Raw genomic sequence first — 20,009 nt, 5'->3', positions numbered from 1 at the left:
GGCATGCGCTAGAGTAGAGTCAACGAGTTATTGACGAGGCCAAGCATGGGTTTACTTGATCGTGTGGGCATGGTAATTCGCTCTAACCTCAATGCCCTAGTGAGCGCTGCTGAAGATCCAGAAAAAATTCTTGAGCAAACGATTATTGATATGAATGCCGACTTGGTGAAGTTACGCCAAGCGGTTGCTCAGGCCATTGCCGCTCAAAAACGACTCGAACAACAGTACGCCCAAAACCTTAAGGATGCCCAACAGTGGGAAGAGCGGGCACGGCTTGCCCTCAGTAGAGGAGATGAAGCACTGGCCCTCGAAGCCTTAAATCGCAAGAAAACTGCCGCAGATACCGCTGCTGCCCTTAAAGCCCAGGTGGATCAAATGGCTGCTCAAGTGAAAACCCTCAAGGACAACTTGACGGCTCTTGAAAGCAAAATTTCTGAGGCGAAAACGAAGAAGGAAATGCTTAAGGCACGGGTTCGTGCAGCCAAGGCCTCGGAGCAGATTCACCAAGCGGTCAGCAAGGTGGGCACCTCCAATGCGATGGCGGCATTTGAGCGCATGGAAGATAAAGTGCTCCAAATGGAGGCCCGCTCCCAAGCCATTGCTGAACTGAGTGGCGATACTCTCGAAAGTCAATTCGAAGCCCTCCAAAGCAGCGCTAACAGGCAAGACGTGGAATTTGAGCTGCTGGAAATGAAGCGACAAATGGGCTTGTTGCCGGATGCCCCCTCTGCGGGAACGCTACCCCAGACCTCCAGTGGCAGCGGTCAGGTGAATATCCATATCAATGTCTCTGCTCCCGAAGTGCAGGACGCACCCCGCACCCGTTCATCGTCTCAAAGTAAATCTGTTGATGACGATATCGCAGAGCTCCGCCGCCTCCTAGAGGGTTAGGTGAAGTGGGTCGCCTGGGATTCGAACCCAAGACCAATCGGTTAAAAGCCGAGTGCTCTACCGCTGAGCTAGCGACCCGCGCTGTTTCACAGCTTTTTCAGTATAGAGAAAACCGCCTTGAAAGACAAGGGGTTAGGGGGGCAGCCAGTGGGGAAATTGGCAAAATTGTTCTAGGCTGAGGAGATGGATGCGCGGATGGGCCTCAGCCTGGGCGCGATCGCCCGCCGTGGTATAGCCCCAGGCGGCCAAGAAAAGTTCTGTTTGCCCTAGTTCTGGTGTCACGGCAACCTGTAGGAGGGCCCCAAGGCGATCCTCAACAAACCACAGGGGGGCACCATAGGTTGACTGCAGCGCCTGAAGAATCACAGGTTTTGGCTGCTGTTGCTCTTTGCCATAGATGGCCTCCGAGGGAAAAGAGAGGCCCGCCTGCTCCAGTAAATAGGTGACAAAGCGCTGCTCTTTGGTGGTGACAATGGCGAGGGCTTGCCCTTGGGCCTGCCAGTGTTGCAAAGCGGCTATGACACCGTCATAAAAGTCATGGAGCGCCAACCAGCTTTGCCAGTCCGTTTCAATCCAGCGATCGCGCAGGCCGTCCACGCGTGCTCCTAAATCAGCGGCAGTGAGATGATAGGTAGCCAGCAGGCGATCGCGCACCTTTGGCCAATCTTGGAGAATCTGTTGAGCAGGGGTACCTGCAACAATTGCCCGCAACAGCAGCGGCATCTCCCACCCCACCGTAATCACAGGGCGCAATTGACCAAATTCCCTTTCTAGTTGCTCTAGGGAAATCCCAAGGAGCGGCTCAGGCCACACCTGCTGATACACTCGCCAACTGGTTTGAAAATATTCCCGCAGGCCGTTGCAGAGAACGCCATCAAAATCCAAGGCCAGCAATGAGGGCAGTGTTGGTGCCATTGAGTTCTAAGACCTAACTGGGGCGGGAGGATTCGAACCCCCGAATGGCGGGACCAAAACCCGCTGCCTTACCGCTTGGCGACACCCCATTGCATCGCTTTGTTAGCATAGCAAGTCTAGGGACCGTTGTTCAAGGGATGGACTGATTTTTTTTCGTGCCTAAATGCTGTAGTAAAGGGGAAAGGACTTTGCCTCCCGTGGCTTAATAAAGACCTGCTGTTGGGGTTCAAGGTGCAGCTCGTCAAATCGCTCTCGCGAGAGGTGGGCCATCAATTCCTGCCCATCGTCTAGGCGCAGTTCCACCTGAATTTCCCAGCCTAAGTGAATGATGCGGTGAATGCGGGCTGAGACGGTGTTGCCATTGGGACGGGTTTCAATAATGATGTCGCGCGGCCGCAGAAAAATATCGCAGTGAGCAGCCGTACCTTCACTTTGTTGGAAAACCCGAGAGCGTAAGACATTGACGGGGCCAATAAAGCTCATCACAAAGGGGCTGGCGGGATGGTCGTAAATTTCAGCGGGGGTGCCCACCTGCTCCACTTGCCCTTTGTTCATGACGACAATTTGATCTGCGACCTCCATGGCTTCCTCTTGGTCGTGGGTCACGAAGACCGTTGTCACATGGACATCGTCATGGAGGCGGCGTAACCATGCTCGCAGTTCCTTGCGCACTTTGGCATCGAGGGCACCAAACGGCTCATCGAGCAACAGCACCTTGGGCTCTACCGCAAGGGCACGGGCAAGAGCCACCCGCTGGCGCTGTCCCCCTGAGAGCTGAGAGGGGTAGCGATCGCCCAAGCCAGTCAACTGCACCAACTCGAGCAGTTCCGCCACCCGAGCGTTGATCTTGGCACGGGGCACCTTGCGCAGCTCTAGGCCAAAGGCGATATTTTGGCGCACCGTCATGTGCTTAAAAAGGGCATAGTGCTGAAAGACGAAGCCAATATTACGCTCTTGAACACTTTGATAGGTGGCGTCCTTGCCCGTGAGCAGAATCCGTCCAGTGTCGGGCATCTCTAGACCCGCAATCAGCCGCAGTAGGGTTGATTTGCCAGAACCGGAGGGCCCCAACAGCGCCACTAAAGAGCCACTGGCAATATCCAAATCCACCTGCTTGACTGCTTGAAAGGAACCAAAGGACTTAGAAACGTTTTCAATGGTGATGCCCATAGCACTGCCAGTAATACTCTAGTTTCTCTATAAGATTACCGTAGTTTTGCAGCTTGTGTCTTTGCCTACAGAGCAAACACCTCCTCAGACCCTCGTCCAGAGACGAAGGAGGTCGTCATCGTCCCGTTCTGCCCTTATTTTGGCCTCTACGATGTTGAACGTTTCACGGAACCTTTACGGGGGGTGAGTTCCGCCCGTGGCGACTGGATTGACTCTACAGTTTTCAAAACGTTAGTGGTTGGGGAGGGGGTAACAGGCTCAGTTATGACTACTGCTCGGCAAGGGCCAATTTCAGTTTAGGGGGAGCAAGCAATTTCTGTTTTTAGATTTTTTATAAATCCTGTTAGAAAGTTGTCTGTTAGGGGAGGTCATTGGTAGGCGCTAGGGGACGAAGATAGGTCTGCACCAATGCCTGATAGAAGCCTAGGACGCGCTTATCTTTGAACACAGCAGGAACACGGGCAAAGGCGGCACGGGAAATGACAGCATATTCAGGAATGGCAAATACAGTCGTGTCATTAGCTTGATACTGTGGCCAAAAGTAGGGGGTGAGGTGGGGGAGTTTCTGGAGAATCCGTTCAATTTCTGCTTGGGCAACGGCCATTGCCTTGGCGGTTGTCGGAGCCCCATTAAAGAAAATGGGTAAAGGCAGGGGTCCCCCTTCACGGCGCAATGGGTGGATTTCATGAAAGAGAAATTGGTGAATCACCTGAGCTGCATTGTTGAGGGAGGAGAGATCGGTGTGGCGGGTGGGAATCAAAACGGCGTCACTGGCATATAGGGCGCTCTTACTTAAAAAGAGCCAGGCACTGGGGCAGTCAATGAGGATGTAGTCGTAGCGATCGCGCAAGGGGGCGAGGCGCTCCCGCAGACGGGTAATGGGTGGATTTTGGGTTTGCATTGCCTGAATGAGGAGACTTTGCAGTTGTGGCGCAGCGGGAATGACATCAAAAATATGGGCAGATTTGATACTGCTACTGGTGCGAATGCGCAAGTCAAAGGGGCGAATCGCGGCCGTAATCGGCTCATCAGGATGTTGTAGACAGGCCGCCAGGGTTGTCCCTAGGGGGGCGAGCTCAAGAGCACGGCTGAGATCCCCCTGAGGGTCGCAATCAACCAGCAAAACCGCCGCATCCGCCACAGCAAGAGTGGCTCCTAAGTTAATCGTGGTGGTGGTTTTGCCCACTCCCCCCTTGTAATTATAGATGCCGAGGGTGGTGGCCCGGGGGCGCGATCGCAGGCAGGTTTTGAGGTCTTTGATAATCCACTCAAGGCGATCGCCCGTCAGTTCATAATTGGGCGTGGCTGGATAGACCAGGTGACCATGGCGTCGAAAAAGCTGGAGATGGCGGGCATTGGTGATCAACCCCCAAGCGGTTCCTTGGCAGTGGCACCCGCTGAGAAGTTGGCGCAGCTGTTGCAGAGCGCGGCTATGATGGGCAGAACCATTCTCAAGATTCAAGGCCACCGTTTGACTGGGGGTATTGCGAGAGCGACGGGCAGGGGTTTTAATCTCCACAATTAAATCGGGGTCAACTTGCGTCTGCGAAAAGGGAGGCTGACCCTGGCGGGGAAACCGCGCTGCTACATCGGCAATGCCCATACCGGTATCAAAGGAGGAGAGGCGATCGCGATCGCCAAACCCCAACACACTCAAGAGTGGTTGGACAAAGTGCTCCTCAATAACGGCTTCAGAGGTTTCGTCACCGTGAATCTGTTGCCATTGCGATCGCAAGCGGGAAATATCCAAGGTTAAGCACCATCCAGCCGTCTTGCCTGTTTCAGAAGTAGGTTGGCCACCCCCGAGCGTCAAGATGACAACGCTACCAAATCACTGGGGATTGGGCCTTCCAAAGGCCTTGATCATTACGCTATGATAATAGCTCTGCAAATCTTTCACATTCGTCCCCTTGGGTGTCCTCACCGGATCATGGACGAATGGTTGTTTAACCCATAGGAGTACAATATCAATGGCAGTTCTCAGCCTTGCCCAAATGCTGGAGGCAGGGGTTCACTTTGGCCACCAAGCCCGCCGCTGGAACCCCCGGATGGCACCCTACATCTTCACGGTTCGCAATGGGGTGCACATCATTGACCTCGTACAGACCGCCCAACTGGTGGAAGAAGCCTACAACTACATCCGCAACGCTGCTGAAAAAGGCAAACGCTTTTTGTTTATTGGGACCAAGCGTCAAGCCGCCGGCATTGTTGAACAGGAGGCGCTCCGCTGCGGCAGTTACTACGTCAACCAGCGCTGGCTGGGGGGAATGCTCACCAACTGGACTACGATCAAAACCCGTGTCGATCGCCTCAAAGAACTAGAAAGCATGGAGGAAAGCGGCCTCATTGATCTGCGGCCAAAACAGGAGGCCTCAGCCCTGCGGCGAGAGCTGGCACGCCTACAAAAATACCTTGGCGGGATCAAACAAATGCGGCGCTTGCCCGATATCGCAATTATTGTTGATGTCAAGCGGGAGTACAACGCCGTTGCCGAGTGTCACAAATTGGGGATTCCTATCGTGGCACTGCTAGATACCAACTGTGACCCCACCCAGGTGGATATTCCCATTCCGGCTAACGATGATGCCATCCGTTCGATTAAGCTGATTGTGGGCAAACTAGCCGATGCTATCTATGAGGGACGCCATGGTCAGTTGGAGGAACCCGAAGCGGATCTCGCTGATGAGGACGACAATGGGATGACCACCAGCGACGATGGTGATGCTGAAGCCCTAGATATTCCAGATGACTCTGATGCTTAATCCTTGAGGAACAGATCATGGCAGAGATTTCAGCCAAACTAGTCAAAGAACTGCGGGACAAAACCGGTGCCGGCATGATGGACTGCAAGAAAGCCTTGCAGGAGTCCAATGGCGATATGGAAGCCGCCATTACTTGGTTGCGGCAAAAGGGTCTAGCCTCTGCGGGTAAAAAGGCCGGGCGGGTAACCAGTGAAGGTCTGGTGGATAGCTACATTCACACCGGCGGGCGCATTGGTGTGCTCGTGGAGGTCAACTGCGAAACTGACTTTGTTGCTCGCAACGAGAAATTTAAAACCCTGGTTCAAGACATTGCCAAGCAAATTGCTGCTTGCCCCAATGTGGAATTTGTCTCCCTAGACGATATTCCTGCGGAGTACAAGGAGAAAGAACGCCAGATTGCCCTTGGCTCCGATGCCTTGAAAGGAAAACCCCCAGAGGTTCAAGAAAAAATTGTTGCTGGCAAGCTGGAAAAAACCCTCAAAGAACTCTGTTTGCTCTACCAGCCCTTTATCCGCGATCAGTCCAAGACCGTTGAAGAGTTGGTGAAAGAGCACATTGCCGAACTGGGGGAAAATATCCGGATTCGCCGCTTCCAACGCTTTGTCCTCGGTGAGGGGATCGAGAAGCAAGAAACTAACCTTGCTGAAGAAGTCGCTGCCCAAACCCAAGCCATGCGTGCTGCTGCACAAACTGCCGCCGCCGCTGAAACTGCCCCACCCGAAGTGAGCGAACCTGAACCAGCAGCGGCAGTGACGGCTGAAGAGCCAACCCCAGAACCTGTAGCAGCCGCTGAGCAGCCGGCAGAACCAGTATCTGAGCTAGTAGAGCAACCTGGGGCTGAAAGCAAGGGATTTGGTGCCGCCACCAAAAAATCCGGTGGCAAGTCTCGCTCAAACAAGAAGAAAAAATAATGCCCCTAGGCGTAGCCATGGGCTTGGAGAAACCCAAGGTCAATTTCCTTATCCACTGCGGCTGCGGCGTTTTGGGGCTGGAGAAACTTGCGGGTATATTTGCCCAGCAAATCCGCCTCTAGGTTCACACCATCGCCAACCCTAAGAAACTGCAACGTGGTTTCTGCATAGGTATGGGGGATGACAGCAATGCTGAATTCATCCCCTTTTTCATTGCAATCGGCAATAGTGAGGCTAATGCCATTGATGGCAATACTGCCTTTGGGGATAATGTACGCTGCCACCGCTTCAGGGGCGGAGAAGGTGAATGTCCAACTGATGCCTGTAGGAGCGATCGCCAGTACGGTGCCGACACCATCCACATGACCAGTCACAAAATGTCCCCCCACCCTATCCCCTAGCCGCAGGGCAGGTTCTAGGTTGACCATTGCTCCCACTGCCGCCTTGGCTGCCAATGTAGTGCGTTGGAGCGTTTCTGGGGAGACACTGACCGTAAACCCCCTCGCATCAAAGGTTTCCACGGTGAGACAGACACCGTCAACAGCAATACTATCGCCAACGGCGACATCCCCAAGGAAAGGAGCATCGGTTGCAGTAATGACCAACTGGGACTCGGAGCATTGCTGGAGCACACCGATCGCCTGAATAATACCAGTAAACATTGTTATCTAGCCCTTAAGTAGATTTCAGTAGATGCCTTTGATAGAACTTCAATTCTGCCTCAAGGGCGGTGGCGATCGTGCTACTTTGGCGGAAGCCATGCCCCTCTTCGGCAAAGGTGTAATACTCAACGGGAATGCCCTTGGCCTGAAGGGCGGCCACCATCTGCTCTGCTTGGCTGGGGGGAACAACCACATCCTTTAGCCCTTGAAAAAAAATCACTGGGCAGGTGAGGCAATCCGCATGGTAGAGGGGCGATCGCTGGCGGTAGAGGTCTGCCCCTTCGGGATAGGGGGCAATCAGTTGATCAAAATAATGGGCCTCAAAGGCATGGGTTTCCTTGAGCAGGCGGAGGAGATCGCCAATGCCGTAGTAACTTGCCCCCACATGGAAGACCTGCGTAAACGTCAGTGCACAAAGGGTGGTATAGCCGCCGGCACTGCTGCCACGAATCGCCAAGCGATCGCCCGCCACTCGTCCTTGCGCCACCAAATACTGCGCCCCTGCAACACAGTCGGCCACATCTACCACTCCCCACTGTCCTCGCAGGGCATTGCGATAGGCGCGACCATAGCCGGTACTGCCCCGATAGTTGACATCTAACACCGCAAAGCCGCGACTGGTCCAAAACTGGATGCGCAAATCTAAGCCAGTGCCACTGGCTGCCGTAGGCCCCCCATGACTTCTCACAATTAAGGGTGGGCGTGACGGCGGCTGCACTTGGGGATTTTGGGGCGGGTAGAAAAATCCGTAGGCAGTTGCACCGTCAGTTGTGGGAAATGCAATCAGCTCGGGCTGAGAAATCCACTCCGGCGGCAGGGGAGAAGCAATGGGCTGGAGCGGTGTCGTGGTGCCGTCCTCAAGATTGAACTGCCCAATATGGGGGGGCAACAGGGGTGAACTGGCAATAAAGGCAACAGTGCGATCGCTCAGCCGCACGAGGGAATGCACCTCGGTGTAGTCTGTGGCCAGTGTGTGCCACTCGCCGCTAGTGAGGCCAACAACCGCTAGCCGCCACAGGCCGCGATCGCTATAGGTGAAAACCGCCGTTTCAGCGTTCACAAGGGCATAGGTGGATTGACCAAACACCCACAGGGGTACGCCAGCATCATAACTGGCCTGCCAAATGGGGGCATGGTGGCCATCACGGTAGCGGTAGAGATTCCACCAGCCGGAGCGATCGCTGATGTAGTAGAGGGTATCGCCTTGCCATTGGGGTTGTTGGACGGATTCCTCACGGCCGCCAGCAATGCGGTAGGGAGTACCCAGGGAACCGTCACTCCTAACCATGGCGCCCCACAGTTCACAGCCATCCCAGGGCATCTGCGGTGCCGACCATTGCAGCCAGACAAGGGTCTTGCCCTCTGGACTCAAGCGGGGCGCAGCATAGAAACCCGCCCCAGTCCTCAGGGAAGTCCGTTTCCCCGATAGGGAAATCGCAACGAGGGACTGCTGTGAGCGACCCTCTGGAAGAAGCACTTCTTCAACACACAGCAGGCGATCGCGCCACGGATCAGCACAGCCATCGGCAAAGCGGGTATTGGCAGCTTGGTAGATGAGCGTAGGGTGGGGTTCCCCAAGGGCATAGATGCCCTGATCGGTATCATTGACAAAGTAAATCTGGTCACCATGGCACCAGTAGGCACCGCCGCCGTACTCATTCACTCGCGATCGCACACTCCAGGGAGCAGCCAAAAGGTCTTGCCCTTGACGCACCAGTACTCCTCGCCCCTTTTCTTGGGGACGCCGCTCTAACCACACCAAGCCAAGGGGAGTGGCGCGCAATTCGCTGATACTGGTGGCAGCAGCACTAACTGCGGCTGCAGAGAGGATGGAAGGCCAGTAGCCGCAGTCCAGACTCATTGGGGAAGTTGCTCAAGCACCAACTTTTGCCGTTTCACTGGCTCGGGGATGCTAATCGGGTAGTTGCCGGTAAAACAGGCGGAACAGAAGCGATCGCCCGTATCGTAGGTGGCGGCAATCATCCCCTGCCAACTGAGGTAACTGAGGGAATCCACGCCAATCTGAGCGGCAATTTCAGGCACAGACTTGGTGGCAGCAATCAGCTGATCTTGGGTATCGGTATCGATGCCATAGAAGCAGGGGTGGGTAACAGGGGGCGAAGAAATGCGCATGTGGACTTCCACAGCACCGGCATCCCGCAGCGCCTTGACAATTTTGCGGCTAGTGGTGCCCCGCACAATCGAGTCATCCACAATCACCACCCGCTGACCCATCAGCACATCTGGCAGTGGATTCAGCTTCATGCGAATTCCCGACTCCCGCATCGACTGGGTGGGCTGAATAAATGTCCGCCCCACGTAGCGACTTTTAATCAAGCCTTCGGCATAGGGTACCCCAGTTGCTTGGGAAAAGCCAATGGCCGCTGGCACCCCAGAATCAGGCACAGCAATCACCACGTCGGCATCGGCGGGAGCTTCACGACCCAACTGATAACCCAAGCGCTGCCGATAGCTATAGAGGCTCTCCCGCTGCATGACACTATCGGGACGGGCAAAGTAAATCATCTCAAAGATACACAGCTTCCGTTGAGACTCTGCCCACTGCACACTGCCAATCCCTTCCGGAGTAATGTGCACCAGTTCCCCCGGCTCCACATCCCGCACATAGTCGGCACCAATAATATCGAGGGCGCAGGTCTCCGAAGCAAGGACATAGTGGGGCGTCCCTTCTGTCATCAAGCGGCCAATGACTAAGGGACGGATGCCGTGGGCATCCCGCAGTCCAAACAATCCCGCTGGGGTACCCATTACTAAACTAAAAGCCCCTTGGCACTGTTGAGCCGCTGTAATCATCCCCTCTGCCCAGGATTGACCGGTGGCCACCGCTTGGGCGATCGCCCAGGCAATGAGTTCAGAATCGGTTGTGCTCGCCAACACCGCCGTCGGCGCATCACAGGCCAGCACCTGTTCCCGCAGGGCGTAGGTATTCACTAAGTTGCCGTTGTGGGCTAAGGCCAAAGGTCCTAAACGAGTGTCTACCACCACTGGTTGGGCGTTGACAATGCGACTGGAACCCGTGGTTGAGTAGCGGTTGTGGCCCACAGCCAAATCTCCCACCAGCCGTCCCAAAATCTCTTCGTCAAAGACTTGGGACACCAAACCCATATCCTTGTGACAGTGGACGGTGTCACCGGCAAATGTAGCAATTCCAGCGGATTCCTGACCTCGGTGTTGCAGGGCATAGAGACCAAAGTAGGTGAGGCGAGCCACATCCGCCCCGGGGGCATAAACCCCAAATACCCCACAGGCCTCTTCCGGCTTATCCGCAAATTGTTGTTCTGTCATTTAGTCCAAATACTTCGGTAGGGGCGATCGCCACGCAAGATCTAACTCCTTTATCGTAACCCTGATGAGGGGAGAATTGTTACAGCTGTCAATACACAGTTCCGTATCTTCACCATTAACAACCCCTAGGCGGGTCCAAGCATTGGGCAGTTGTGCCTGGGCATAGGCTTCCCATGCCACCTGTTCCCTAGGCGGTACAGACACCAGAATTCGCGCCCCCCCCTCAGCAAATAGCAGCGCATCCCAGCGGGGATAGGTGCCCTCTGGCAATTGTATCGTCGCCCCCCGCTGCCCACTCAGACAGCTTTCTGCCAAGGCCACAGCCAAACCACCTTCACTGAGATCGTGGGCACTGGCAATCCACCCCTGTTGAATGCCATAGCGACACACCGCCTGCACTCGCTGCTCAAGGTCTAAATCAATCTGAGGTGGACAACCCGCCACAAGGCCATGAATCTGAGCAAGGTATTCTGACCCGCCTAGGCTCAGGCGCGGATCACTCAAAGGGGTAGTCAGAGGCAACCCCAATAGGTAGATGGCATCGCCGGTCGCTCGCCAGCCCTGACCGACAACCCGCTGCAGGTCGGCAATCAACCCCACCATCCCCACCACTGGGGTTGGATAAATGGGCTGTGGCTGGCCATTGCTATCAATTGTTTCGTTGTAGAGGGAAACATTCCCCCCCGTGACCGGCGTTTGTAGGGCCCGACAAGCCTCGGCAAGACCGCGGCAGGCATTGGCCAACTGCCAGTAACCCACGGGTGTTTCTGGGCTACCAAAGTTGAGGTTATCGGTGACAGCCAGAGGCTCTGCCCCCACACAACTAAGATTGCGAGCGGCTTCAGCGACAGCGGCTTTGCCCCCTTCGTAGGGATCCAGATACACATAGCGGCTGGGGCAATCTACGGTGGCCGCAATCCCTTTGGCAGTGCCCCGCAGGCGAATTACTGCGGCATCCCCATCGCCGGGGAAAACCAGGGTGTTGTTTTGGACTTCGTGATCGTACTGACGATAGACCCATGCTTTAGAGGCAATACTGGGGGTGGCGAGGAGAGTCAGCAAAATCTCCGCGGGCGATCGCGCCGGTAGCGGCAATTGATCCACCGACCACTGCCGCGCCTGTTGGACATAGGCTGGCGGCTCCTTGGGGCATTCTCGCTCATAGAGGGGGGTCTCTTCGGCAAGGGCACGGGCAGGCACCTCTGCGGCCACCTCACCCCGGTAAAGCACCCGCACCAGGGGTTCGGCAATGACACGACCCACCACCACTGCCTGCAGGCCCCAACGCTGGAAAATCTCAATCAGTTCTGCTTCTCGCCCTTGAGCGGCCACAAACAGCATTCGCTCTTGGGATTCCGAGAGCAAAAACTCATAGGGCACCATCCCCTGTTCGCGGACGGGCACTTTGTCCAGGTCCAGTTCAATGCCAACACCCCCCTTGGCAGCCATTTCCGAGGTCGAGCAGGTCAATCCTGCTGCCCCCATATCTTGGGCGGCCACAACTGCTCCAGTTTGAAAGGCTTCCAGACAGGCCTCAATGAGGCATTTTTCCACAAAGGGATCCCCCACTTGGACAGCCGGGCGATCGCTCATTGACTCATCCGTCAGCTCAGCACTGGCAAAACTGGCTCCCCCCATGCCATCCCGCCCCGTGGTGGAGCCAACGTAGAGGACTGGATTGCCAATACCACTGGCTGCCGATTTAACAATCTCTGGGGTTTCCATAAGACCCAGGGCCATGGCATTCACCAAGGGGTTACCGGCATAGCAGGGGTCAAAATAGACCTCCCCCCCCACCGTGGGCACGCCAACACAGTTACCATAGTGGGCAATACCCGCCACTACCCCTTTCACCAATTGTTGGGTTTTTGCTTCCTTGAGATCACCAAAGCGCAGGGCGTTCAGCAGGGCAATGGGACGCGCCCCCATCGTAAAAATATCCCGCAGAATCCCCCCCACGCCAGTCGCTGCTCCCTGAAAGGGTTCAATGGCCGAGGGATGGTTGTGGGACTCAATCTTAAAGGCAAGGCGCAAGCCATCCCCTAAGTCCACAACACCGGCATTCTCACCGGGGCCGACAAGGACTCGTGGCCCTTGGGTTGGAAACTGCTTCAGCAGGAGACGCGAGTTTTTGTAGCAGCAATGCTCTGACCACATCACGCCAAACATGCCCAATTCTGCGCGGTTGGGATGGCGACCAAGGCGGCGGACAATTTCGGTGTATTCTTGGGGCTTGAGGCCTTCGGCAGTAATCTCAGCCTCAGTGACGAGGGGTGTTTGGCTCATGGCAAAGGATCGTTACAGCGACGTTATTGATTATCGAGCCTAGCGGGAATTGGGGTACCAAAACATTCCCTTAATCCCCTCGGGATCGGGGCGAAAACCCAACTGACGGTAAAAGTCCACAACATGGGGATCGGCAAAGAGGGTAATGTTGCTGATGTCCTCGCTGCGCAGTTCTTTGATAATCTGCCGCATGAGCTCCTTGCCCAGACCGCGCCCCTGAAATTCTGGATGCACCACTACATCCCAAATTGTGGCATTGAAGGCATGGTCAGAGGTGGCACGGGAAAAACCAATCAGGCGACGATAGGCCCCCCGCTGTTCCCACATCGAGATCACCAAAAAGCTGTGCTGAATCGCTTTTTTCACCTTACGAATCGGGCGGCGCGACCAGCCAACAGCATCACAAAGTTCTTCTAGTTCATAGACATCAATATCTTTTTCTTTGCTAAAAATAATTTTACTTTCGCTGCCATTGTCCCGCTCTACCGGAGAACCTAAACTAGGGGACGTCGTGGTAGCGCTGGCAGTCGGTTGCGAATTGAACAGCGATTTCCAGAAGCTCATGCAAGTATGCTGGAGATGGGGAAACGACCAAGTGTAACCCGGCCTAGGCTATAGTATAGCGACTCTCACCCATGGTTTCCGATTTTCAACTGCGTAACCCTGATGTCCTGAAGCGCTTCAACCGCTCCTTTCCGGACTTTTATGAGCAATTTGTTGGTCGGGATGTCCAACTGCAAAACCTGAAGTTGGGCTTTCAAATTCATCGGACCAATCAGGCGGTGATTCAAATTGTCCCCGAGGGCGATCGCTCCATTCTCCACTTTGCCCACCGCAATCACTCCTATCTGCTCAGTGATCTCTTTGGGGTGATGGCCGCCTACAAGCTGACGATTCACAATGTCTCGCTCTATGGTCATGTGCGACCACCGCTGCTGGTTTTTGTCAAACTTGTGCTCTCAGAGCAGGGCAAACCCCTGACCAAAAAGCGCAGTGAAAGCGTGCGCCGTGCCCTCCACCAGACCCTCAGCGGTGAGTTTGCGGTTGAGCAAATGTTGGCCATGGAGTTTAACCTCAACGAAGGCCTGCCGCAAGTGATCACCAGTTTTTATCAGGATCAGGTCTTTCATCTGCCGGCACTCTTGGTGGAGTCTGCAAATCATCCGGCACTGCTCTATAAGCTAATGCATGCCATTTGGCAAGAGGAATTGCTGGTGGTCAATATCAACTTTATGCTTTGGCGGGGGCGGGTGCGGTTGTTGCTCTATCTGCTGGGCCCCAATGGCAGCGTTATTCCCGATTATTTAGGTTCACGGATTGCCGCCAAAATCAAGGATCATTTAACAGGAAATACAGCCCTTTTATGAAATTAGGAGATACGGAGATACCCTCTTGGCTTTCATGGTTTGAGTCTGTTTCATCCCCATGAAAAGGGTTGGCGTTGGGGTACCATAGGGGATGTTTGCCCCCTTGATGACAAGTCCAATGACGGCTGAACAACATCTCCACCTGTGGCGACCGGTGAACCTCAGCGATCGCATTCTGGCGGCAATTGATGTCGGGACAAACTCAATTCACATGGTGGTGGTGCAAATTCAGCCCAGCTTACCCAGCTTTAAAATCATTGCTGCCGAAAAGGAAATGGTGCGGCTGGGGGAACGCTGCCAAATTACCGGGCAACTGACGGAAGAGGCCATGGAGCGGGCGATCGCCACCCTGCGCCGCTGTCGCGAATTGGCCACGGGCCTCAAGGCGGAAGAAATAATTGGCGTCGCCACAAGTGCCGTGCGCGAAGCCCCCAATGGTCGCCAGTTTTTAGAGCGGGTCAAAAAAGAGACCGGCTTGACCATTGATCTCATTTCCGGCGAAGAGGAAGCGCGGCGCATCTACCTGGGGGTGCTCTCGGGCCTAGAATTCAACGGCAAGCCCCACATCATCATAGACATTGGGGGTGGCTCCACGGAGTTAATTCTGGGCGATGGCCATGAACCCCGCTCCCTCAGCAGTACCAAAGTAGGGGCAGTGCGCCTGACGGATTTATTTGTTAAAAGCGATCCCATTAGCGATCAAGATTACGCAGTCCTACGAGCCTATGTGCGGGGAATGTTAGATCGTGCCGTTGAAGACCTGCGGCAACACCTCGGTCCCCATGAAAAACCGCAATTGGTGGGTACCTCAGGCACCATTGAAAGCCTGATGATGATTCACATCTGCGATCGCCTTGGGAGTTGCCCCCCCTCTCTACGGGGCTATGAACTCACCCTTGAGGACTTGAAAGCTCTCCTGGCCAAATTGCGGCGGCTAAACTTTAACCAACGCTGTCAACTGTTGGGGATGTCGGAGCGGCGAGCAGAAATTATTGTTGCGGGGGCAGTCATTCTTGTTGAGGCCATGGAGATGCTTGGCCAAAGCAGCCTGATCACCTGCGATCGCGCCCTGCGGGAAGGCATCATTGTGGACTGGATGCTGACGCACGGACTGATTGAAGACCGTCTTCGCTATCAAAGCTCCGTCCGCCAGCGCAGTACCTACAGTTTGGCGCAAAAATTCCACGTCAATCTGGCCAGCAGTGAACGGGTAGCCAATTTTGCCCTAACGCTGTTTGATCGCACCCAAGGGATTCTCCACAACTGGACAGAAGCGGAACGGGAACTCCTCTGGGCAGCGGCAATTCTCCACAATGCCGGCCACTACGTCAGCCATTCCGCCCACCACAAACATTCCTATTACCTTGTGCGCCACGGCGGCTTACTCGGCTATACCGATACGGAAATTGAAATCATTGCTAACCTCTGTCGCTATCACCGCAAAAGCCCCCCCAAGAAAAAGCATGAAAACTTCCGCCAATTGATGGGACGGCGAGAACGGCAAATGGTCGAGCAACTCAGTGCTATTCTGCGGCTGGCTTCGGCCTTGGATCGGCGGCAAATTGGGGCCGTGGATCACATTACCTGTGAGTGGCGCCCTCCGCAGCGGCAGTTTTGTCTGCAGATCCATCCGGCAGACCCTAGCGATCGCTGTGAGTTGGAAATTTGGAGTGTCAACTACAAAAAAGAACCCTTTGAAAGCCAATTTAGTGTCAGTTTGAAGGTGGAATTAGTGGCCACCAGTGGCACGGTTCTAGCTACAGCAGTGAATCTAGCTACAGCAGTGAATGAGTGATTGAAACCCCCTAGACTTTTTCAACGGGGGGCTGACCCAAGAGCCCTTGGGGGCGCGCCAGCAGCACTAGGAAAAGGATGGCAAAGGCAGCAGCATCGCGAAACCCCGAAGCAGCCGCAGGCACCATTGCCTCCACCAATCCCAGCAAAAAGCCGGCCAACATTGTCCCTGGTAAACTGCCGAGGCCCCCCAGAACAATCACCGCTAACCCCTTGAGGCCAAAGATCACCCCAAACTGTGGTCCTGTAATCCCAACACTCAAGGCGATGAGGGTGCCAGCAACAGCAGCCAAAGCACTGCTAACAAAAAATGTCACTTGAATAATGCGATCGCCATCAATGCCCAGCAATGTGGCGGCAGTTGGATTTTCAGCCACGGCCTGCAATCCTTTCCCCATGCGCGTCCCTTTCACCCAATAGGTCAGGGCAATCATCAAAACCACGGCCACGGCAAAGATAATCAATTGGCTAGTGCGCAGGGTAATGTCCCCCCATTGCAGGGTAAGGGGCAATCCACCCCAGAGTTGATCGGGATAGGTATAGACTTCGGCACCCACTAAATACTGGATCAAGTTGGTGAGGAAAACGGCAGCGCCAAGACTGGCCACCACCGTCAAGAGGGTATCGGTGCCCTGCTGCCGCAACGGTCGAAAGACAATCCAGTCAATGCCCACCCCCAACAGCCCACAGCCAAGGGCACTCAAGGCCAAGGCCGGGGCAAAGGGCAAGGCAACGGGAAGCTGCCCATTGGCCAACAGGCCATTAAAGCCAAAGCGTCCTCCCAAGAGGGCATAGGTGAGATAAGCCCCAAGGGCAAAAACAGCGCCGTGAGCAAAGTTAATGATGCCCAAAATCGAGAAGACAAGGGTATAGCCGAGGGCAAAAATGGCATAAACACTCCCTGTGGCTAGTCCATCCACAAGGACTTGCAAGGCGTTGGTTACCACCTACGATCCTTCCACTAGGGCACGATAATCCGCTGCTGAGAGGAGTCCCGTAGGGAGGGTACTGACTTGCACCTTCACCAACCACCCCTCACCATAGGGATCTGCGGCAATTTGCTCAGGGTTGTCAATGACGGCTTGATTAACGGCAATGACGGTTCCCCCAAGGGGCGCATAGAGATCCTCAACGGCCTTGACCGATTCAATTGTGCCAAAGCGTTCGCCGGGTTCTAGGGCATCGCCAACGGCAGGCAACTCGACAAAGACGATATCCCCCAGTTGATCCACAGCAAAGGCACTAATGCCGAGGGTAGCCGTGTCGCCCTCAAGGCGCAGGTACTCATGGCTGTCAAGATATTGCAGGTCCTCAGGATAGGTGAGTGTCATAGTAGATTCCAATCCATCAGGGGCGATCGCTGGCACGGGCAAGGCGCACCGCTGTTACAAAGGCCACTAAACCAAGGGGTGCACTGAGGAGCAAAATTACGGTGGTGGGCACAGTTCCCAACTGGGCTTCCCCAGAGCTCAGTTCAAAAATGCAACCCACTGTGGCGATCGCTGCCACACAGGCCCCCACTAAGTATAGATAACTTTTGGCCACAGACCATGCTCCTCAGGGTTAGGCAGCAATGGGACGCACAGCACTGGCGGTAAACCCATGCTCCTTGAGTTCATGGCGCAGCAGCGCTTGGTTTTCCACGCGATCGACAAACATCACCCCCGTTAGGTGATCAATTTCATGCTGGATCGCACGGGCAAGCAACCCACCCGCCATGATCACTTGGGGACGACCCCACTCATCTTTGTAGGAGACCTCCACCATGGCCGGACGACGCACCTCTAGGTACACCCCAGGAATACTGAGGCAGCCCTCTTGGCAAACCTCCAGTTCTTCACTGAAGTCCTTAATGACCGGGTTAATCATCACCAAGGGCTCCGCTTCAGGGTCATCGGGATGAATATCGATGACGAGAATTTGCTTATTGATGCCCACCTGCGGTGCCGCTAAGCCAATGCCATCGGCACTGTACATCGTTTGGAGCATTTTCCGCGCAATATCGCGGATACTGTCATCCACTTTACTGACCCGTTTGGCGGGTTGACGGAGCACGCGATCGCCCAAATAGTGCAGTTGTAGGGGCGGATTTTTTAACTTTTTCTTTTCGACAGCCAGAGATGCAGCCATAGGACACGCCGAGTTAACACAAAAAATAACAAAGTTTAATCCCCTTTTAGCCTAACGAATTTTCAAGGCTCTAGGCTACTTTTCCGTCGAGGCGCTGCTGACACTGGGCAAGAGGCGTTGTTGCTCCTCAAGGGCAGCTTTATAGCGTTCCACATCCTGCTCAAGGTGGGCAATTTGTTCATCGCGGGCTTCCATTTCCACCCGAATTGTAAAGAGGCGCTGTACCTGTACCCAGACGTTAAAGACCCAGGCAAAGACGGCACCAATGCCCATCGCTATAATGAGTTCAATGCACAATGGCGCTTGAATGACTTTCCCTTCAAAGAACTTGATACTAACGGGTTCAGTATTTTGAATACTAAAGAGAACTAAGCCCAAGCCAATGACAAATATCATCAAGAAGTTCAGTTGTCGCATAGGGCATCCTGTAGCCAATCTAGTCATAGATAGAGATTGTCGCATCGGGCATCTTGCCAGCGACCAACAATCTTGGGTTCATCATACCACTGTAGTTAGTCCTCAATCACCGAGTGACTGATTTCTACTGCTTGGACATCAATGGTGCCGGGGGGAGCGAGTCGTTGAAACTGGCGATCGCGTACCATCAGCATTTCGCCACAGGCAGGGCATTGGGTCTGGGTATTATTCAAACTGCTAAATTCAAAGCCACACACTGGACAAGCCGCCGTCACCAACTGCCAGCGCAACCAAAGTTGCAAGCCCGCAAAAAGGAGCACCGGCGTCAACATTAAGATTAAGAACAGCACCAGAAAGGATTGCACTAACCAGCCTAGCCCCAGTAGCCCCAGCAACCAAGTAACCAGCAACACACTGAACCAAAAACGTAGGGTGGGGTTTAGGGTAAATCTTAGGGACATTGGCTTCCCTCCAAGGGCATTGTCGCTATTCTAGCGTAGTCGCGGGTGTATCCTAAGAAGCAGGCCTGCTGTCCAGCTATGGTAATGCCCTATACTCTCCATGCCGAACGTACTCGCGTTGAGGTAATCCCAGAGCGCGGTGGCCTCATTAGTCGCTGGCAGTGGCAAGGCCATGAGCTGCTGTACTTAGATCGGGAGCGCTTTGCCAACCCTCAGTTCAGCGTGCGCGGCGGTATTCCCCTCCTGTTTCCTATTTGTGGCAATTTGCCCGAGGATGCATTTCACGACAATGGCCAAACCTACCACCTCAAGCAGCACGGCTTTGCCCGGGACTTGCCATGGCAGGTGCTCGATCAGCGGCAACATGTCTTGAAACTGGGATTGCAAGATACCCCAGCCACGCGCCAAGTCTATCCCTTTGCCTTTCATCTGACCTTAACCTATACCCTTGCTGCTGATGCCTTGGCGATCGCCCTTGAGGTGGCTAACCCCGGTGACATCCCCTTGCCCTTTAGCTTTGGCTTGCATCCCTACTTTGCCGTTGCTGACAAGCACCAATTGCAGTTCGACTTGCCGATCCATGCCATGGTGGATCAAAAAACCCAACAACCCCTGACCTTTAGCGGCACGTTTGACTGGAGTGCAGCAGAACTCGATTGGGCCTGTCGCCCGCTCACGGGTCAAGTGGCTCGCGTCTTTGACCTGCAACAACAGTACTGCCTGACGCTCCGCTACGATACAGCGTTTACAACCCTCGTCTTTTGGACGGTTCAGGGGAAACCCTACTACTGTCTAGAGCCTTGGACTGCCCCCCGCAATGCATTGAATACGGGGGTGGATCTACTGCACGTGCCACCCCAGAAGCACCTGACCCTTGGCGTTGAGATTGCTGTTGCTCCCCTTTAGGGAGAAAATAAGAAAGTTTTCACACATGCGA

20 protein-coding genes and 2 tRNA genes are annotated in these 20,009 nt (G+C 54.6%); 6 read left to right on the top strand and 16 right to left on the bottom strand.

Features of this window, described 5'->3' with window-relative positions:
- The first annotated feature begins 45 nt into the window (after positions 1–45).
- On the top strand, positions 46–891 hold the full coding sequence (locus tag TLL_RS08600) for a PspA/IM30 family protein (protein ID WP_011057529.1): 846 nt from the start codon (positions 46–48) through the stop codon (positions 889–891).
- Positions 892–897: 6 nt separating this feature from the next.
- Here the strand turns inward: TLL_RS08600 and TLL_RS08595 are convergent.
- From TLL_RS08595 to TLL_RS08575, 5 genes are all read right to left on the bottom strand, one after another.
- A tRNA-Lys gene (locus TLL_RS08595) sits at positions 898–969 on the bottom strand.
- Between the two features lie 54 nt (positions 970–1,023).
- Positions 1,024–1,806 carry an HAD family hydrolase gene (locus TLL_RS08590; protein WP_011057528.1) on the bottom strand — a complete coding sequence of 261 codons (783 nt, stop codon included), beginning with the start codon at positions 1,804–1,806 and terminating at the stop codon, positions 1,024–1,026.
- Positions 1,807–1,823: 17 nt separating this feature from the next.
- A tRNA-Gln gene (locus TLL_RS08585) sits at positions 1,824–1,895 on the bottom strand.
- A gap of 70 nt (positions 1,896–1,965) precedes the next feature.
- Positions 1,966–2,976: a sulfate/molybdate ABC transporter ATP-binding protein gene (locus TLL_RS08580; RefSeq protein ID WP_011057527.1), complete on the bottom strand. Its 1,011-nt coding sequence runs from the start codon at positions 2,974–2,976 to the stop codon at positions 1,966–1,968.
- 358 nt (positions 2,977–3,334) lie between these two features.
- Entirely contained in the window at positions 3,335–4,726 is a 1,392-nt protein-coding gene (locus tag TLL_RS08575; RefSeq protein WP_164920917.1) for a ParA family protein, read from the bottom strand.
- Between the two features lie 220 nt (positions 4,727–4,946).
- On the opposite strand from TLL_RS08575, the gene rpsB reads away from it, so the two are divergent.
- Complete coding sequence (rpsB, locus tag TLL_RS08570; protein WP_011057525.1) at positions 4,947–5,738, top strand: 30S ribosomal protein S2; 792 nt, start codon at positions 4,947–4,949, stop codon at positions 5,736–5,738.
- A gap of 17 nt (positions 5,739–5,755) precedes the next feature.
- The gene (tsf, locus tag TLL_RS08565) at positions 5,756–6,649 is read left to right on the top strand and encodes a translation elongation factor Ts (RefSeq protein WP_011057524.1); all 894 of its coding nucleotides are present in this window, start codon (positions 5,756–5,758) and stop codon (positions 6,647–6,649) included.
- A 5-nt stretch (positions 6,650–6,654) separates the two neighbouring features.
- On the opposite strand, the gene TLL_RS08560 is transcribed toward tsf, so the two are convergent.
- The 5 genes from TLL_RS08560 to TLL_RS08540 are packed head-to-tail and all read right to left on the bottom strand — an operon-like array spanning position 6,655 to position 13,467.
- Complete coding sequence (locus TLL_RS08560) at positions 6,655–7,311, bottom strand: riboflavin synthase (RefSeq protein ID WP_011057523.1); 657 nt, start codon at positions 7,309–7,311, stop codon at positions 6,655–6,657.
- A 13-nt stretch (positions 7,312–7,324) separates the two neighbouring features.
- Positions 7,325–9,172: an alpha/beta hydrolase family protein gene (locus TLL_RS08555; RefSeq protein WP_011057522.1), complete on the bottom strand. Its 1,848-nt coding sequence runs from the start codon at positions 9,170–9,172 to the stop codon at positions 7,325–7,327.
- Positions 9,169–10,617 (bottom strand): amidophosphoribosyltransferase, encoded by a 1,449-nt coding sequence (gene purF / locus TLL_RS08550; RefSeq protein WP_011057521.1) that lies wholly within the window; start codon positions 10,615–10,617, stop codon positions 9,169–9,171. The genes TLL_RS08555 and purF overlap by 4 nt, the downstream gene beginning before the upstream one ends.
- The gene (gene purL, locus TLL_RS08545; protein ID WP_011057520.1) at positions 10,618–12,903 is read right to left on the bottom strand and encodes a phosphoribosylformylglycinamidine synthase subunit PurL; all 2,286 of its coding nucleotides are present in this window, start codon (positions 12,901–12,903) and stop codon (positions 10,618–10,620) included.
- Between the two features lie 39 nt (positions 12,904–12,942).
- Positions 12,943–13,467, bottom strand: a complete 525-nt coding sequence (locus TLL_RS08540) for a GNAT family N-acetyltransferase (RefSeq protein ID WP_011057519.1) — start codon at positions 13,465–13,467, stop codon at positions 12,943–12,945.
- 71 nt (positions 13,468–13,538) lie between these two features.
- Here TLL_RS08540 and TLL_RS08535 point away from each other — a divergent pair, with 71 nt between their 5' ends.
- Both TLL_RS08535 and TLL_RS08530 read left to right on the top strand, forming a co-directional pair.
- Positions 13,539–14,270, top strand: coding sequence for a hypothetical protein (locus TLL_RS08535; RefSeq protein ID WP_011057518.1), 732 nt, complete (start codon positions 13,539–13,541; stop codon positions 14,268–14,270).
- Positions 14,271–14,376: 106 nt separating this feature from the next.
- Positions 14,377–16,065 (top strand): Ppx/GppA phosphatase family protein, encoded by a 1,689-nt coding sequence (locus TLL_RS08530; RefSeq protein WP_011057517.1) that lies wholly within the window; start codon positions 14,377–14,379, stop codon positions 16,063–16,065.
- Between the two features lie 10 nt (positions 16,066–16,075).
- Here the strand turns inward: TLL_RS08530 and TLL_RS08525 are convergent, their stop codons facing one another.
- The 6 genes from TLL_RS08525 to TLL_RS08500 form a co-directional block, all read right to left on the bottom strand.
- Entirely contained in the window at positions 16,076–17,011 is a 936-nt protein-coding gene (locus TLL_RS08525) for a branched-chain amino acid ABC transporter permease (RefSeq protein WP_011057516.1), read from the bottom strand.
- A complete protein-coding gene (gene gcvH, locus TLL_RS08520; RefSeq protein ID WP_011057515.1) occupies positions 17,012–17,395 on the bottom strand; it encodes a glycine cleavage system protein GcvH in 384 nt (127 codons plus the stop codon).
- Between the two features lie 16 nt (positions 17,396–17,411).
- Positions 17,412–17,609, bottom strand: a complete 198-nt coding sequence (locus TLL_RS08515) for a hypothetical protein (protein ID WP_011057514.1) — start codon at positions 17,607–17,609, stop codon at positions 17,412–17,414.
- A gap of 18 nt (positions 17,610–17,627) precedes the next feature.
- The gene (def, locus tag TLL_RS08510) at positions 17,628–18,194 is read right to left on the bottom strand and encodes a peptide deformylase (RefSeq protein WP_011057513.1); all 567 of its coding nucleotides are present in this window, start codon (positions 18,192–18,194) and stop codon (positions 17,628–17,630) included.
- A gap of 75 nt (positions 18,195–18,269) precedes the next feature.
- Positions 18,270–18,611, bottom strand: coding sequence for a LapA family protein (locus tag TLL_RS08505; RefSeq protein WP_164920916.1), 342 nt, complete (start codon positions 18,609–18,611; stop codon positions 18,270–18,272).
- A gap of 95 nt (positions 18,612–18,706) precedes the next feature.
- Positions 18,707–19,072 carry a hypothetical protein gene (locus tag TLL_RS08500; protein WP_011057511.1) on the bottom strand — a complete coding sequence of 122 codons (366 nt, stop codon included), beginning with the start codon at positions 19,070–19,072 and terminating at the stop codon, positions 18,707–18,709.
- A gap of 78 nt (positions 19,073–19,150) precedes the next feature.
- Between TLL_RS08500 and TLL_RS08495 the strand changes: the two genes are divergently transcribed.
- Entirely contained in the window at positions 19,151–19,978 is an 828-nt protein-coding gene (locus TLL_RS08495; RefSeq protein WP_164920915.1) for an aldose epimerase, read from the top strand.
- The last annotated feature ends 31 nt before the right edge of the window (positions 19,979–20,009 follow it).

This window comes from Thermosynechococcus vestitus BP-1, assembly GCF_000011345.1.
GTDB classification, from domain to species: Bacteria; Cyanobacteriota; Cyanobacteriia; order Thermosynechococcales; family Thermosynechococcaceae; genus Thermosynechococcus; species Thermosynechococcus vestitus.
Note: the sequence above shows the minus strand (reverse complement) of the source record. Positions and strands in the feature narration are given on the sequence as shown.

Bases quoted from the DNA above. Each gene is read 5' to 3' on its own strand.
- TLL_RS08540 (WP_011057519.1), bottom strand. From the start codon at position 13,467: ATGAGCTTCTGGAAATCGCTGTTCAATTCGCAACCGACTGCCAGCGCT.
- TLL_RS08555 (WP_011057522.1), bottom strand. From the start codon at position 9,172: ATGAGTCTGGACTGCGGCTACTGGCCTTCCATCCTCTCTGCAGCCGCA.
- gcvH (WP_011057515.1), bottom strand. From the start codon at position 17,395: ATGACACTCACCTATCCTGAGGACCTGCAATATCTTGACAGCCATGAG.
- rpsB (WP_011057525.1), top strand. From the start codon at position 4,947: ATGGCAGTTCTCAGCCTTGCCCAAATGCTGGAGGCAGGGGTTCACTTT.
- purL (WP_011057520.1), bottom strand. From the start codon at position 12,903: ATGAGCCAAACACCCCTCGTCACTGAGGCTGAGATTACTGCCGAAGGC.
- purF (WP_011057521.1), bottom strand. From the start codon at position 10,617: ATGACAGAACAACAATTTGCGGATAAGCCGGAAGAGGCCTGTGGGGTA.
- TLL_RS08580 (WP_011057527.1), bottom strand. From the start codon at position 2,976: ATGGGCATCACCATTGAAAACGTTTCTAAGTCCTTTGGTTCCTTTCAA.
- TLL_RS08535 (WP_011057518.1), top strand. From the start codon at position 13,539: ATGGTTTCCGATTTTCAACTGCGTAACCCTGATGTCCTGAAGCGCTTC.
- TLL_RS08530 (WP_011057517.1), top strand. From the start codon at position 14,377: ATGACAAGTCCAATGACGGCTGAACAACATCTCCACCTGTGGCGACCG.
- TLL_RS08560 (WP_011057523.1), bottom strand. From the start codon at position 7,311: ATGTTTACTGGTATTATTCAGGCGATCGGTGTGCTCCAGCAATGCTCC.
- tsf (WP_011057524.1), top strand. From the start codon at position 5,756: ATGGCAGAGATTTCAGCCAAACTAGTCAAAGAACTGCGGGACAAAACC.
- TLL_RS08505 (WP_164920916.1), bottom strand. From the start codon at position 18,611: ATGCGACAACTGAACTTCTTGATGATATTTGTCATTGGCTTGGGCTTA.
- TLL_RS08600 (WP_011057529.1), top strand. From the start codon at position 46: ATGGGTTTACTTGATCGTGTGGGCATGGTAATTCGCTCTAACCTCAAT.
- TLL_RS08590 (WP_011057528.1), bottom strand. From the start codon at position 1,806: ATGGCACCAACACTGCCCTCATTGCTGGCCTTGGATTTTGATGGCGTT.
- def (WP_011057513.1), bottom strand. From the start codon at position 18,194: ATGGCTGCATCTCTGGCTGTCGAAAAGAAAAAGTTAAAAAATCCGCCC.
- TLL_RS08495 (WP_164920915.1), top strand. From the start codon at position 19,151: ATGGTAATGCCCTATACTCTCCATGCCGAACGTACTCGCGTTGAGGTA.
- TLL_RS08500 (WP_011057511.1), bottom strand. From the start codon at position 19,072: ATGTCCCTAAGATTTACCCTAAACCCCACCCTACGTTTTTGGTTCAGT.